Here is a 15,052-nt window from a genome sequence, read left to right as displayed (position 1 = left end):
AGCTCTGTTTCAGCTATTTGACGATCGTGATCCGGTCCGCCTTCGGCGGCGCGATCGGGTTCGAGGCCGAGGAGTTGGCCGTCAGATAGTCGTTGAGCGCCTTGAGGCCATCGCTTCCCACCAGCGGGTTCTTCCCCGCCCCGAGCGCCGCGAAGCCGTCGCCGCCGCCCGCGAGGAAGGAGTTCATCGCGACGCGGTAGGTGGCGGCGGGATCGATGGCGGCGCCGTTCAACCTGATCGAATCGACGACGACCCGGTCGGCCCCCGCCTTGGTCATGTCGAGCGTGTACGTGAGTCCCGCCGAGGGCTGAAGGATCTTCGGCGAGGCCGTGTTCGCTCCGCTGACCTGCTGCTGGAGCGCGGTGACGAGCTGCTCGCCGGTCAGGTCGGCCAGATTCACGGTGTTGCTGAACGGCTGCACGGCGAAGCCCTCCCCGTACGTCACCACGCCGTCGCCCTCGCCGCCGCTCGCCTTGAACACCAGGTCGGAGCGGACCCCGCCCGGGTTCATCAGCGCCAGATCGGCCTCCGGGTCAAGGGACTTGGCGTGTTCGAGCTGCGCGTCCGCGATGAGATCGCCGAGCGGGGCCTCGGGCGTCGCCGCGCCCCGGCCGGGGACATCGGCGGAGATGTAGCCGACGGGCTGGTTCGCGACCGGCGCTGCCAGCTTGTTCCACTGCCCGATCAGCGCCGTCATGTCGGCGGCCTTCGGCTGCGTCCGCGTGACGACGTGATTGGCGGAGATGGGGTTCTTTGAGGCGGGGTTCTTGGAGGTGGGCGACTTCACCGACGTACGGACGACGTCCTTGGTGGCACGGTCATACGTCAGCGTCGTGTCCGTGTAGAGCTTCCCGTACGAGGACGCGGACGTGACCATCCGCGGCTTGCCTGCCGGGTCCGGGATCGTGCACGCGTACGCGTTGTGCGTATGCCCGGTCACCAGGGCATCCACCTTCGATGTGATCCCCTTGGCGATGTCGACGATCGGCCCGGACACACCACTGCCGCCGCTCGGCGCGTCACAGTCGTAGTTGTACGAGGCCGAGGCCGGGGCGCCGCCCTCGTGGACCAGCGCGACGATCGACTTCACGCCCTGCTTGTCGAGGATCTTCGCGTACTTGTCGACGGTCTCGATCTCGTCGTGGAACTTCAGCCCCTTGACGCCCTCCGCCGACACGATGTCCGGCGTCCCCTCGAGCGTGACGCCGATGAACCCGACCTTCACACCCTTGTGCTTCCACACCCAGTAGGGGGCGAGGATCGGCTTGCCGGTCTTCTCGTCGGTGACGTTCGCGGCCAGGTAGGGATAGTCGGCACCTTCGAAGGCGCGCCCATCCTCATAACACCCGTCCTTCGGATGGCAACCGCCCTCTTGCAGCCGCTTCAACTCCCCCGAGCCCTCATCGAATTCATGATTCCCGACCGAGGTCACGTCCAGGTCCAGCTTGTTCATGGCCTCGACGGTCGGCTCGTCGTGGAACAGCCCGGACAGCAGCGGACTGGCACCGATCAGGTCACCCGCGGCGGCCGTGACGCTGTACGGATGTCCCTGCCGGGCCTTGCGCAGCGAACTCGCCAGGTACTCGACGCCACCCGCATCGATCTTCTTCGTGGTGCCGTCGGCCTGGTCCTCGGTGACCTGCCCGGAGGACCCGGCCGGCGGCTCCAGGTTCCCGTGCAGGTCATTGAAGGACAGCAGCTGTACGTCCTGGTAGCGCCCCTGCCCCACCTTCTCGGCACTGGCCCCGGCAGGCAACGCGGCCACCAGCGCGCCAACGGCGACGACGGTGACGGTGACGACAAGCGCGACAGGTCTCTTGTTCCGTACGTGCATGGGGCCCCCTCGGGGTGCGGTGCGACGACCGTGAATGTGGGGGCAGCCTAGAGTCAACGCGCGTAGTACGTAAGCAAAATCCAGCCCGTGCGGCGATTGAGCACATCCAGCCCCGCCGGCGTTTGAGGCGCAGGGTCCGGGGCGGAGCCCCGCGGCGTAGGACCGGTGCCGCACCAGGCACCCGTCCCGGGCGGAGCCCAGTCGTACCCTCGTATCCATGACCACGGACCCCGCCCCCACCAACGATCCCGGCCGCCGGATCGACACCCTGCCCACCCTGACTGCCGAGCAATCCACCACCGTTCTCGCCCTGCTCGGCGAAGCCGCCCACACGGACGGCCAGCAAGCCGTCTCCGAGCAGGGCCGGCTGCAACTGCGGGGAGGCGAGCGGGAAGGCATCCGGCACCTGCTGCTCAGCGTCGGCGACGACCTGGTCGGCTACGCGCAGCTGGAGGACACCGACCCCGTAGAGGCCCCTGCCGCCGAACTGGTCGTGCACCCGGCACACCGGGGCCACGGTCACGGACGGGCCCTCGGCAGCGCACTGCTCGCCGCCTCCGGCAAGCGGCTGCGGGTGTGGGCACACGGCGGACACAGCGCGGCACGCCACCTCGCGCAGGTTCTCGGGCTGACCCTGTTCCGCGAACTGCGGCAGATGCGGCGGCCGTTGGAGAACCTGGACCTCGCGGAGCCGGCCCTGCCCGAGGGCGTCCGGATCCGTACGTTCGTGCCCGGCCAGGACGACACGGCATGGCTCGCGGTGAACAAGGCGGCGTTCGCCCACCACCCCGAGCAGGGCACGCTCACCCAGCGCGACCTGGACGACCGCAAGGCCGAATCCTGGTTCGACCCGGCGGGCTTCTTCCTCGCGTTCCGCGGTGACGAGCTGGTCGGCTTCCACTGGACGAAGGTGCACGCGCAGGAGCGACTCGGCGAGGTGTACGTCGTCGGGGTGGCGCCCGCGGGCCAGGGCGGCGGCCTCGGCAAGGCGCTGACGGCGACGGGCCTGCGGCACCTGGCGGCGGCCGGACTTCCGACCGCGATGCTCTACGTCGACGCCGACAACAAGGCGGCGGTGAGCGTGTACGAGCGGCTCGGTTTCACCACGTACGAAACGGATTTGATGTACCGAACCGAGTCCTGACCTGGGGTTTTACCGGTACGACCCACGTTGAGGGGGCGGCGTCGCTTGACGCCGCCCCCTCTCTTGCATCACCCTTTCACTACTTGATTAGTGAAAGGGGGTACGCCGTGGCACAAGGGTCCGCACCGGAACCGGTCATAGAGTTCCGCATCGACCGCCACACAGGCGTTTCCACCTACCTCCAGATCGTTCACCAGACCGAGCACGCACTGCGGCTCGGACTGCTCGAACCCGGCGACAAGCTGCCTACGGCCCGCGAGGTAGTGGAGGCGACGGCGATCAATCCGAACACCGTGCTGAAGGCATACCGAGAGCTGGAGCGCTCCGGACTCGTCGAGGCCCGGCGCGGGCTCGGCACGTTCGTCCGCGCGACGCTCGGCTCCGGCTCCGCCGACTCCCCGCTGAGGGCGGAGCTCGGGGACTGGACGGCCAGGGCGAAGGAGGCGGGCCTCGACCGGGAGGACGTCGAGGCCCTGTTCGGCAGCGTCCTGGAGGCGCACTTCGGCACCACATCCAAGGGGACTTCATGAGCACGGCCATCGAGGCGAACGGCCTCGTCAAGCGCTACGGACGGCGCGCTGCGGCGGCCCTGGACGACTGCTCGTTCCGGCTGCCCGCGGGCCGGATCAGCGCGCTCGTCGGGCCCAACGGAGCGGGCAAGTCGACGCTGCTGACCATCGCGGCCGGCCTGTCGCGCCCCACCTCGGGGAGCATCTCCGTGCTCGGCGCCGCCCCTGGCGCGCACCGCGCGAAGGTGTCCTACCTCTCCCAGGGCAAGCCCCTGTACCCCCAGCTGTCGGTCGCGGACACCCTGCGGACGGGCGCCGACCTCAACCCGGAGCGCTGGGATGCCGCGTACGCGTCGAAGATCGTCGAGCAGGGCCAGCTCGACCCGAAGGCGAAGATCCGCTCGCTCTCCGGCGGCCAGCGCACCCGCGTCGCGCTCGCCCTGGCCCTCGGCAAGCGCCCCGAGCTGATGCTGCTCGACGAGCCGATGGCCGACCTCGACCCGCTGGCGCGGCACGAGTTGATGGGCACGCTGATGGCGGACGCGGCCGAGCACGGCACGACGGTCCTGATGTCCTCGCACATCGTGACCGAACTGGCCGACGCCTGCGACCACCTGCTGCTGCTCGGCGGCGGCCGGATCCGGCTCGGCGGCGGCATCGACGATCTGATCGGCGCGCACAGCCTGGTCACGGGCCGCGGCGACCTCGCCCCGCACACGGTGGTCGAGTCACGCGCCTCGGGCCGCGGCGTCACCGCCCTGATCCGCAGGGACGGGCCGATCGGCGAGGGCTGGCAGGTCCAGGAGCCCTCCCTGGAGGAGCTGCTCCTGGCCCACCTCCGCTCGCCCGACGCCCCACCCCTGATCACGCCGGGCACCACGGCGGGCCCGCGCCGGACGGCGGTGCCGGCATGAGTGCCCCGTCCCTCGACAAGCCCGCCAAGTCCGCCAAGCCCTCCGGCGTGCGCCGCACGAAGCCCGGACCCGACGGCCTGGTGTGGACGGTCCTGCGGCTGCACCGCCCGGCGATGTGGGTGTGGACCGGCTACGTGGCGGTCAGCCTCGGCCTGCTCCTGTGGCTGTGGGGCCCCGGCTCGTCGGGGGCCCAGTCCGCCTTCGACAAGATGGGCTACAGCGGAGCGCAAAACAACGCGTGGCAGGGCTCGTTCTCCCCGTTCCTGCGGTTCTTCGACCACTCCTTCGACACCCTCTTCTACGATCCGCTGACCATGGCCCGGATCGGCGCGTGTGTCATCGCCGTCTTCGCCGCGGGCCCGCTGATCGCCCGCGAACTGGAGCAGGGCACCGCCCAGTTGGCGTGGACCCAGTCCGTCTCCCCGGCCCGCTGGCTGGCCGCGAAGCTGTACGTGCCCGCCGCGCTCATCACCGTCGGCACCACGCTCGTCGTGATCCTCTACCGCCTGGTGTGGGACGGCCGGAACCATCTGCTCGTCGCCGGCATCGGCCCGCGCGACTTCGACTTCTCCGTGGGTCCCGCGACGGTGGCGAACGCCCTGTTCGGCCTGGCCATCGGGGTGTTGGCCGCGCTGGTGCTGCGCCGGACGCTGCCGGCAGCCGCCCTCGCCGGGGTCGTGACGTACCTGGTGGGCGCGTTCCGCTCCAACTCCTGGCCGCTCCAGGGCAAATACCTGCAGCCGGAGATCCCCGTGCACAGCAAGGCGGTCACGTCGACGGGCGCGGAGATCCGCGACCCCGGCTGCAATACGCAGCACTGCCTGGACCAGCACGACATCACCGGCTTCACCCGCCACTACCTCCCCTCCCCCGACTTCTGGCCGCGCCAGCTCGCCGAGACCGGCATCCTGCTCGGGCTCACCGCCCTGGCCGTCGTGGCCGCTTTCCTGGTGCTGCGCCGGTTCCAGCCGGAGCCGTCGGCAACCCCGCTCACGAAGGAGACCACCGCATGAGCGCCGCCACGATTTCCCTGGGCCTGCCCCGGACGGTCCTGCGAGTGCACCGCGTCGCCGCCTGGCTGTGGATCGCCTTCGTCGTCGTGACGGGCGCCGCGCTGCTGTGGCTGTGGGGCCCCGGTACGGCCGCGCTCGACATCACGGGACACTGCGACCCGGCGGTGGCGAACGGCTGCACGGCGAAGGGCGCCAGCGGGGACACGTACCACTACGTCCTCACCCTCGCGGACACGCTGATCACGCTGCTGCCGGTGGCGGCCTCGGTGTTCGCGGGCAGCGTGCTCATCGGGCGCGAACTGGGCACGGGGACGGCCGAGTTGGCGTGGACGCAGTCCGTGTCCCCGGCCCGCTGGCTCGCCACGAAGCTGGCCGTGCCCGCGATGTTCCTGGTCCTCGGCACGACCGTCCTGGTCCTCCTGCGCCGGCTCGTCGCCTCGGCGGCCCCCGGCCTCTCGGACAACCGCTGGCACGATTCGGCGGCGAACAGCGCCCTCGGCACGACGGCCGTGACCCTGCCGCTGCTCGGCCTGGCCATCGGCGCGGTCGTGGCACTCCTTATGCGCCGGACCCTGTCCGCGGCCCCCTTCTCCCTGATCGCCATGGCCGTCGTGATGGGCGTGCTCGGCGCGGTCCGCGACCGGCTGTGGCCCACGGTCACGGTGACCGGCGACCTGCGCGGGGGCTACCCCTCCTTCGCAGGTTCCGTGACCACCGAGGGCGCGCTGACCGGCTCCGGCGCGCGCGTCGCCGACCCCCTGTGTGTCGACGACCGCGCCTGCCTGGCCTCGCACGACATCACGGGCTACTACCGTGAGGGCCACCCGCCGTCCCACTTCTGGCCCCTCCAGCTCGTCGAGACGGGCCTGATCCTCGCCCTCACGGGGGCAGCCACAGCCACGGCCTTCTGGCTCCTCCGCCGCCGAGCACGGTAAGAGTGCCGCGCCTCAAACGCCGGCGGGGCTATTGATAGCCCCTGCAGGGGGCACCTCCCAGCGTTAGCTGGGGGAGATTGAGCAGGCCCGTCCGGCAGGACTTTCGGGAAGGGGCGGGGCGGGGAGACAAACCCCCCGCGGGCCGCACGCCCATAGCCCGTACGTCATGTCGCCGTAACCGTCGATTCAGACGGGCTTGCGACGCTCACGGAATGCAGCCCCCCGCCCCCGAGCCCGACGGCCCCGCCCACCGCGGCACCCTCGCGCTCGCGCCCGCGTACTCCGACGCCGTCGACGCGCCCCGGACGCCGTCCACGCGGAAGAATGGGGCCATGAGCCAGCCGAACGCCGCACAGGACCAGACGACCGACGCTGCTCCGGCCCCCTCGGCCGCGCAGCCCCAGCCGTCCGTGGGGTCGCTCGCCGCGCACCGGCCGCACCCCGTGGCCGGCGGCGAGTACGACCTGGCCGCAGCGAAGCTCGCCGGCATCGTCGCCGATATCGACGCGGACCCGGACGACTACGAGGAGAGCTACGCGGGCCAAGAGGGCGCGGAGCTCCCGCAGGGCCGCTTCCTGGACCGCGAGCGCAGCTGGCTCGCGTTCAACGAGCGGGTCCTGGAGCTCGCCGAGGACCCGAGCACCCCCCTCCTGGAACGGGCGAACTTCCTGGCGATCTTCGCCTCGAACCTGGACGAGTTCTTCATGGTCCGGGTGGCGGGCCTGAAGCGCCGCATCGCGACCGGCGTCGCCACCCGCTCGGCCTCGGGCCTGCAGCCCCGCGAGGTCCTGGACCTGATCTGGAACCGCTCCCGCGAACTCATGGCCCGGCACGCCGCCTGCTACCAGGACGAGATCGCCCCGTCCCTCGCCGACGAGGGCATCCACGTCGTGCGCTGGAACGAGCTCACGGACAAGGAGCAGGCCCGGCTCTACACGCTGTTCATGCAGCAGATCTTCCCGGTGCTCACGCCGCTGGCCGTCGATCCCGCGCACCCCTTCCCGTACATCTCGGGGCTCTCCCTCAACCTCGCCGTCGTCGTCTCGAACCCCGTGTCGGGCCATCGTCACTTCGCCCGGGTGAAGGTTCCGCCGCTGCTCTCCCGCTTCCTCGAGGCCTCGCCGCAGCGCTACGTCCCCATCGAGGACGTCATCGCCGCTCCCAGGCACCTCGGCGAGCTGTTCCCCGGCATGAAGGTCGAGGAGCACCACATGTTCCGGCTGACCCGGAACGAGGACCTGGAGGTGGAGGAGGACGACGCCGAGAACCTGCTCCAGGCCCTGGAGAAGGAGCTGATGCGGCGCCGCTTCGGGCCGCCGGTGCGCCTCGAGGTCGAGGAGACCATCGACTCGGACATACTCAGCCTCCTCGTGAAGGAGCTGAAGATCAGCGAGGCCGAGGTGTACCCGCTGCCGGGCCCCCTGGACCTCACGGGACTCTTCTCCATCGCGGGCATCGACCGCCCCGAGCTGAAGTACCCCAAATTCGTCGCCGGCACCCACCGCGACCTCGCCGAGGTGGAGTCCTCCTCGGCCCCCGACATCTTCGCCGCGCTGCGCGGCCACGACGTGCTGCTGCACCACCCGTACGACTCGTTCTCCACCTCCGTACAGGCCTTCCTGGAGCAGGCCGCGGCGGACCCGGACGTGCTCGCCATCAAGCAGACGCTGTACCGGACCTCGGGCGACTCACCGATCGTGGACGCGCTGATAGAGGCCGCCGAGGCCGGCAAGCAGGTGCTCGTCCTGGTCGAGATCAAGGCGCGCTTCGACGAGCAGGCCAACATCAAGTGGGCCCGCAAGCTGGAGGAGTCGGGCTGCCATGTCGTCTACGGTCTCGTCGGCCTGAAGACGCACTGCAAGCTGTCGCTCGTCGTACGCCAGGAGGGCGACCAGCTCGTCCGGTACTCGCACGTCGGCACGGGCAACTACCACCCCAAGACCGCTCGTCTGTATGAGGACCTGGGTCTGCTGACGGCCAATCAAGAGGTCGGCGCCGACCTCTCCGACCTCTTCAACCGGCTGTCGGGATACTCGCGCCGCGAGACCTACCGCCGCCTCCTCGTCGCCCCCAAGTCCCTTCGTACGGGCCTGATCACGCGGATCGAGAAGGAGGTCCAGCACCACCGTGCGGGCCGCCCCGCGCACGTCCGCATCAAGGTCAACTCGATGGTCGACGAGGCCGTCATCGACGCGCTCTACCGGGCCTCGCAGGCGGGTGTCCCCGTCGACATCTGGGTACGCGGCATCTGCGCCGTCCGCCCCGGTGTCGCGGGTCTGTCGGAGAACGTCCGGGTCCGCTCGGTCCTCGGCCGCTTCCTGGAGCACTCCCGCGTCTTCGCCTTCGGCAACGGCGGCGAACCGGAGGTCTGGATCGGCAGCGCCGACATGATGCACCGCAACCTCGACCGCCGTATCGAGGCCCTGGTCCGCGTGGAGGACCCGGCCCATCGCGCGGCGCTCGGCCGACTGCTCGAAACGGGGATGTCCGACGCCACCGCCTCCTGGCACCTGGGCGCGGACGGCAACTGGACCCGGCACGCGCTGGACGCGGACGGCCAACCCCTGCGCAACGTACAGGAGATGCTCATAGACGCCCGGAGGCGCCGGCGTGGCACAGCGACACCTTGAGTCCAGCGAGCCGCTGAACGGGAACGATGTCGATGCCCTGGGGTGTTATCTCCGCTCCCGGGCCACCGAGTTCCTGCGGTCGTTGCGGCAGCATCGCGAGAGTGGGGCGACGGGGGAGACGGCGGAGGCGGCGCGCGCGTTGCGCCGTGCGGCGCGGCGGATCAGTGGAACCTTGCACACGTTCCGGCCCCTCCTCGACACGGAGTGGTCGGATGCGTTGCGGCCCGAACTGGCGTGGTTGTCGGGCACGTTGGCCCGCGAGCACGCGTACGCGTCCCGCCTGGACCGGCTGACCTCGGCCCTCCACACCTTGACGTCACGGGGCTCCGCCCCATCGCCGGCGGGGCTGTTTATAGCCCCTGCGGCGATTGAGCAGGCCCGTCCGGCAGGACTTTCGGGAAGGGGCGGGGCGGGGGAAGCAAGGCGTCCCCCGGCGCCGCGCACCGATACGACGGCCCCCGCCCCGGCGCCCACGCCCGAGCCCCGGGACACCCTCACCCTCGGCGCCGCCAAGGCATCCGCCCTGCTCGACCGCCAGCTCACCCTCGCCCGCACCCGGGCCCACAGCACCGCCCTCCAGTCCCTCGGCTCCGCCCGCTTCCACGCGGTCGCGGACAACGTGGCCGTACTGGCCAGCGACGTCCCCCTGGCCACCACCGCCACCCGCACCGAGCTGGAGAAGCTCGCCGCGGAGGCCGAATCCCGCCTCACCGAGGCCACCACCGCCCTCCACCACACCAGCCACCCGTACAACGCGGACGCCGACGCCTCCTGGCACCACGTACGCCTCCTGCTCCGCCTGCACCGCTACGCCCGCGAAGTGCTCCCGGACGCCCCCAGGGACGTACGACTCCTCGAAGCGGCCGACGCCCTGAACACCCACAGGGACGCCGCCGAGGCCGCCGCCGCCGCGGCCCACGGGGCCCGCACCCCCCGCATCGCGCCCACGACCGCGTACGCCCTCGGCGTACTCCACGCCGACCAGCGCCACGAGGTCGCGGCCGCCAGGCTCGCGTTCGGACAGGCATGGCAACGACAGACGGTGGGCACCCCATGACCGTGCATCAGGACGACCGCCACGACGGCCCCCGCACGATCCTCGCGGCAGGCTGCGTCCTGTGGCGCCGGGCACCAACTCCGACGTCAACTCCTCACGATGGCCGGGGAATTGAGATCTGCCTGGTCCACCGACCCAAGTACGACGACTGGTCGCACCCCAAAGGGAAGCTCAAGCGCGGCGAGGACGCTCTCACCGGGGCCCTGCGCGAGGTACGCGAGGAAACCGGCCACGACTGCGCCCCCGGCGCCACGCTCCCCACGATCCGCTACCTCGCGAACGGCCGTCCCAAGCAGGCGAGTTACTGGGCCGCGGAAGCGACCTCCGGCACGTTCACGCCGAACCGCGAAGTCGACCGCATCAGCTGGCTCACACCCCCCGAGGCGCGCGCCCGCCTCACCCAGCCCAGGGACCGCGCCCTCGTCGACGCCCTGCTGGACGCCCTCCACACCACCTGAAGATCACGTTCCGTAGCCGCACCGTGACCTAACCACCCCGCCCGCTTAGGTTCACCCTGCGTTCACTCATGCCCATCGGCCGCTTCACCTGATCTGCCTAATTTCAGCCTTACGCGGTGCGTCCCCGGCCCCCGGGAACGGTCCGCCGCTCGACTGGAAACCAACCGCAGATCGCACGCCGCCACAGAGACAGAGAAGCCCGGCGGCTCCTGGAAGGAACATCCGAAAGTGAAGCTTCAGCGCAAGAACCGGCTCCGCGCCCTCTCCTTCGGCGCTCTCGCCGTCTCCGGCGCCCTGGCCCTCACGGCGTGCGGCTCCGACGACACCAGCGGCGGCTCGGGCGGCACCAGCGCCTCGGCCAAGGCGGGCAACATCAAGTGCGACGACGCCAAGGGCCAGCTCCTCGGCATCGGTTCGTCCGCCCAGGCCAACGCCATAGACGCCTGGCGCCAGGCCTACTCCCAGGCCTGCTCCGACGTGCAGCTCAACTACAAGCCCGACGGTTCGGGCGCCGGCGTCACCGCCTTCAACCAGGGCCAGGTCGCCTTCGCCGGATCCGACTCGGCGCTCAAGCCCGAAGAGGTCGCCGCCTCGAAGAAGGTCTGCAAGGGCGGCCAGGGCATCGACCTGCCGATGGTCGGCGGCCCGATCGCCGTCGCGTTCAACGTCGCGGGCGTCGACAACCTGACGCTGGATGCCAAGACCCTCGCCCAGATCTTCGACTCGAAGATCACCAAGTGGAACGACCCGGCGATCAAGAAGTTGAACCCGGACGCCAAGCTGCCGTCCACCAAGATCCAGGCGTTCCACCGCTCCGACGAGTCCGGCACCACGGACAACTTCACCAAGTACCTCAAGTCCGCCGCCCCGGGCGACTGGAAGTACGAGGGCGGCAAGGCCTGGCAGGCCAAGGGCGGCCAGTCCGCGCAGGGCTCCTCCGGCCTCGCCCAGCAGGTGAAGCAGACCGACGGCGCCATCACGTACGTCGAGCTGTCCTACGCCAAGGACGGCGTCAAGACCGTCGACATCGACACCGGCGCCGACCAGCCCGTCAAGGCCACCACGGAGAACGCCTCGAAGGCGATCGCCGACGCCAAGGTCGTGGGCACCGGCAAGGACCTCGCCCTGGAGCTGAACTACGCGACCAAGGCGGCGGGCGCGTACCCGATCACCCTGGTCACGTACGAGATCGTCTGCGACAAGGGCAACAAGGCGGAGACCCTGCCCGCCACCAAGTCCTTCCTGAACTACACCTCGTCCGAGGACGGCCAGGCGGCCCTCGCCGACCTGGGCTACGCCCCGATTCCCACCGAGATCAACAAGAAGGTCCGCGAGACCGTCGCGAGCATCAGCTGACCCAAGAGTGCGGGCCGCCTCCCGGAGGCGGCCCGCACCGTCCGGTGCACCGCCGCCAGAAGCCCCGTAGCCCTCAACCCCCTTAACCGGGACGGGACTTCGCAGACCGGAGAACCCTCATGGACATAACCACGCAAGCCCCGGCGCCGCCACCGGCGCCCACCGATCGCCCCTCACCCGCCGAGCAGAAGCGCGCCGCCCGCGGCGCCACCCGCCCCGGAGACCGGGTCTTCCTCGGCCTCTCGCGCGGCTCGGGCATCCTGCTCCTGGTGATCATGGCCGCGATCGCGGTCTTCCTGACCTACCGCGCCTCGCTGGTCCTCTCGAAGAACGAGGGCAACTTCCTCACGACCTTCGAGTGGAACGCGACCGCGAGCCCGCCCGTCTTCGGCATCGCCGTCCTCGTCTTCGGCACGATCGTCACCTCGATCATCGCCATGGTGATCGCGGTGCCCGTCGCCGTCGGCATCGCGCTCTTCCTGACGCACTACGCGCCGAAGAAGCTGAGCGGGATCATCGCCTACGTCATCGACCTGCTGGCCGCCGTGCCGTCCATCGTGTACGGCCTGTGGGGCGCACTGTTCCTCGTGCCGCACATGACCGGCGTCTTCCACTGGCTCGACGACTACTTCGGCTGGACCGGCATCTTCGAGTACCAGGGCGGCGCCCCGCGCACCCTGCTCACCGTCGGCATCCTGCTCGCGATCATGATCCTGCCGATCATCACCAACGTCTCCCGCGAGGTCTTCCGGCAGGCGCCCCAGATGCACCAGGAGGCGGCGCTCGCGCTCGGCGCGACCCGCTGGGAGGTCATCCGGATGTCGGTGATCCCCTTCGGCCGCTCCGGCGTCATCTCCGCCTCGATGCTCGGCCTCGGCCGCGCGCTCGGCGAGACGATGGCCGTCGCCACGGTCCTCTCCCCCGACTTCCTGATCCACACCAGCCTGCTCGACCCGGGCGGCGGCACCTTCGCGCAGAACATCGCCGCGAAGTTCTCCGAGGCCAACGACCAGGGCCGCGACGCCCTCATCGCCTCCGGCCTTGTCCTCTTCGTCATCACCCTGTTGGTCAACGGCGCGGCCCGCCTGATCATCGCCCGCCGCAAGGAGTACTCGGGGGCCAACGCATGAGCAACGCAGCCGTTCCGACCCGGACGCCGGACACGCCGCGCACGCCGAGCACACTGAGCGCCGCGCGCCTGCCCCGCTGGGCCCCCTGGGCCATCGCCGTCGGCTCGATCGCCGCGGGCTGCGCCATCGGCCTCGGTGCCGGGCTCTCCAGCCGCATCCAGTGGGGCCTGATCGCGGCCCTCCTGTTCGTCCTCGTCTCGTACGCCCTCGCCGCCAAGGTCGAGGGCCGCCGCCAGGCCAAGGACCGCCTCGCGACCAGCGTCGTCTGGGTCGCCTTCATCCTCGCCGTGGTCCCCCTCGCGTCCCTCGTCTACGAGACGATCGCGCGCGGCATCAAGGTCCTCGACCCGTACTTCCTGAGCCACTCGATGGGCTTCGTCACCTCGTACCAGGAGGGCGGCGGCATCTACCACGCCATCCTCGGCACGCTGGAACAGGTCGGCATCGCCACCGTGATCTCGGTGCCGATCGGTCTGCTCACGGCGATCTACCTGGTCGAGTACGGCCGCGGGAAGCTGGCGAAGGCGGTCACGTTCTTCGTGGACGTCATGACGGGCATCCCCTCCATCGTGGCCGGCCTGTTCATCCTGTCCTTCTGGATCCTGATCCTCGGCTTCGGCTTCTCCGGCTTCGCCGGCTCGATGGCGCTGGCCATCCTGATGATCCCGGTCGTGGTCCGCTCCACCGAGGAGATGCTCAAGCTCGTCCCGAACGAGCTGCGCGAGGCCTCCCTGGCCCTCGGCGTCCCGAAGTGGCGCACGATCCTCAAGGTCGTCCTGCCGACGTCGATCGGCGGCATCACGACCGGCGTCATGCTGGCCGTCGCCCGCATCGCCGGCGAGACCGCCCCGGTGCTGCTGCTGGTCTTCGGCAACCCGCTGATCAACGGCAACCCGTTCGAAGGCCCGCAGGCCTCGCTGCCGCTGTACATCTACCAGCAGTACGCGAGCAGCGGCGGCAGCCAGGCGGCGTACGACCGCGCCTGGGCGGCGGCCCTGGTGCTCATCGCCTTCATCATGATCCTCAACCTCGCGGCCCGCGGCGTAGCCCGCTGGAAGGCCCCGAGCGCCGGTCGCTGACGCGGCCACCTCAGCGACGTAGCGACGCAAGCAATCGGAAGTGAACTGAACCCATGGCCAAGCGAATCGACGTAAGCGGACTCACCGCCTACTACAGCGCCCACAAGGCGATCGAAGACATCTCGATGACCGTCGAGCCCCGCTCGGTGACGGCCTTCATCGGCCCGTCCGGCTGCGGCAAGTCGACGTTCCTGCGCACCCTCAACCGGATGCACGAGGTCACCCCCGGCGGCCGCGTCGAGGGCAAGGTGCTCCTGGACGACGAGGACCTGTACGGCTCCCACATCGACCCGGTCGCCGTGCGCCGCACCGTCGGCATGGTCTTCCAGCGCCCCAACCCCTTCCCCACCATGTCGATCTTCGACAACGTGGCGGCGGGCCTGCGGCTCAATGGCAGCTACAAGAAGTCGGAGCTCGCCGACGTCGTCGAGAAGTCCCTGAAGGGCGCCAACCTCTGGAACGAGGTCAAGGACCGCCTGAACAAGCCCGGCTCGGGCCTCTCCGGCGGCCAGCAGCAGCGCCTCTGCATCGCCCGCGCCATCGCGGTCGAGCCCCAGGTCCTCCTCATGGACGAGCCCTGCTCGGCGCTCGACCCGATCTCCACCCTCGCGATCGAGGACCTGATCGGGGAGTTGAAGGAGCGCTTCACGATCGTCATCGTGACGCACAACATGCAGCAGGCGGCCCGCGTCTCGGACCGCACCGCGTTCTTCAACCTCTCGGCGGTCGGCCAGCCCGGCAAGCTCGTCGAGATCGACGAGACGGAACGCATCTTCTCCAACCCGTCCGTCCAGGCCACGGAGGACTACATCTCCGGCCGCTTCGGCTGACCCACCTCCCCGACCCCCCGCGGTGCTGCATGGCGGTGCCACCCCGGGGCCCAGAAAAGGCCCGCCCCCCGAGAGGGGGCGGGCCTTTTCACAATTCAAGCCCCTGCGGCGATTGAGCAGGCATTTCCAGCCCCGCCGGCGTTTGAGGCGCGGGGTCCGGGGC

The 15,052-nt window shown here is 70.2% G+C and carries 13 protein-coding genes; 12 read left to right on the top strand and 1 reads right to left on the bottom strand.

All coding sequences use genetic code 11. The features are described 5' to 3' along the window. Positions 1 to 13: 13 nt before the first annotated feature. On the bottom strand, positions 14 to 1,834 hold the full coding sequence (locus ACWD2L_RS35160; protein WP_351337818.1) for a bifunctional metallophosphatase/5'-nucleotidase: 1,821 nt from the start codon (positions 1,832 to 1,834) through the stop codon (positions 14 to 16). A gap of 217 nt (positions 1,835 to 2,051) precedes the next feature. Here ACWD2L_RS35160 and mshD point away from each other — a divergent pair, with 217 nt between their 5' ends. The 12 genes from mshD to pstB all read left to right on the top strand — a co-directional run bounded on the left by mshD (position 2,052) and on the right by pstB (position 14,889). Next, a complete protein-coding gene (mshD, locus tag ACWD2L_RS35155) occupies positions 2,052 to 2,978 on the top strand; it encodes a mycothiol synthase (RefSeq protein WP_351337820.1) in 927 nt (308 codons plus the stop codon). A gap of 107 nt (positions 2,979 to 3,085) precedes the next feature. Further along, positions 3,086 to 3,508 carry a GntR family transcriptional regulator gene (locus ACWD2L_RS35150; protein ID WP_351337822.1) on the top strand — a complete coding sequence of 141 codons (423 nt, stop codon included), beginning with the start codon at positions 3,086 to 3,088 and terminating at the stop codon, positions 3,506 to 3,508. Continuing rightward, positions 3,505 to 4,401: an ABC transporter ATP-binding protein gene (locus ACWD2L_RS35145; protein ID WP_351337824.1), complete on the top strand. Its 897-nt coding sequence runs from the start codon at positions 3,505 to 3,507 to the stop codon at positions 4,399 to 4,401. The genes ACWD2L_RS35150 and ACWD2L_RS35145 overlap by 4 nt, the downstream gene beginning before the upstream one ends. Next, a complete protein-coding gene (locus ACWD2L_RS35140) occupies positions 4,398 to 5,414 on the top strand; it encodes a hypothetical protein (RefSeq protein ID WP_351337827.1) in 1,017 nt (338 codons plus the stop codon). The genes ACWD2L_RS35145 and ACWD2L_RS35140 overlap by 4 nt, the downstream gene beginning before the upstream one ends. Further along, positions 5,411 to 6,349: an ABC transporter permease gene (locus ACWD2L_RS35135; protein WP_351337829.1), complete on the top strand. Its 939-nt coding sequence runs from the start codon at positions 5,411 to 5,413 to the stop codon at positions 6,347 to 6,349. The genes ACWD2L_RS35140 and ACWD2L_RS35135 overlap by 4 nt, the downstream gene beginning before the upstream one ends. A 212-nt stretch (positions 6,350 to 6,561) precedes the next feature. Beyond that, positions 6,562 to 8,979 (top strand): RNA degradosome polyphosphate kinase, encoded by a 2,418-nt coding sequence (locus ACWD2L_RS35130; RefSeq protein ID WP_351337832.1) that lies wholly within the window; start codon positions 6,562 to 6,564, stop codon positions 8,977 to 8,979. Beyond that, on the top strand, positions 8,960 to 10,036 hold the full coding sequence (locus tag ACWD2L_RS35125; protein WP_351337834.1) for a CHAD domain-containing protein: 1,077 nt from the start codon (positions 8,960 to 8,962) through the stop codon (positions 10,034 to 10,036). Before ACWD2L_RS35130 ends, ACWD2L_RS35125 begins: the two co-directional genes overlap by 20 nt. Then, positions 10,033 to 10,494, top strand: a complete 462-nt coding sequence (locus ACWD2L_RS35120; protein ID WP_351337836.1) for an NUDIX hydrolase — start codon at positions 10,033 to 10,035, stop codon at positions 10,492 to 10,494. Before ACWD2L_RS35125 ends, ACWD2L_RS35120 begins: the two co-directional genes overlap by 4 nt. A 228-nt stretch (positions 10,495 to 10,722) precedes the next feature. Beyond that, positions 10,723 to 11,850 carry a phosphate ABC transporter substrate-binding protein PstS gene (gene pstS / locus ACWD2L_RS35115; protein ID WP_351337839.1) on the top strand — a complete coding sequence of 376 codons (1,128 nt, stop codon included), beginning with the start codon at positions 10,723 to 10,725 and terminating at the stop codon, positions 11,848 to 11,850. Positions 11,851 to 11,969: 119 nt separating this feature from the next. Further along, a complete protein-coding gene (pstC, locus tag ACWD2L_RS35110) occupies positions 11,970 to 12,980 on the top strand; it encodes a phosphate ABC transporter permease subunit PstC (RefSeq protein WP_351337842.1) in 1,011 nt (336 codons plus the stop codon). Beyond that, entirely contained in the window at positions 12,977 to 14,059 is a 1,083-nt protein-coding gene (gene pstA / locus ACWD2L_RS35105) for a phosphate ABC transporter permease PstA (protein WP_351337845.1), read from the top strand. The genes pstC and pstA overlap by 4 nt, the downstream gene beginning before the upstream one ends. A gap of 53 nt (positions 14,060 to 14,112) precedes the next feature. Next, on the top strand, positions 14,113 to 14,889 hold the full coding sequence (gene pstB, locus ACWD2L_RS35100; RefSeq protein ID WP_351337848.1) for a phosphate ABC transporter ATP-binding protein PstB: 777 nt from the start codon (positions 14,113 to 14,115) through the stop codon (positions 14,887 to 14,889). Positions 14,890 to 15,052: the final 163 nt, after the last annotated feature.

Source organism: Streptomyces sp. NPDC002754 (assembly GCF_053592315.1).
This window is presented reverse-complemented; position numbering and strand designations above follow the sequence as displayed.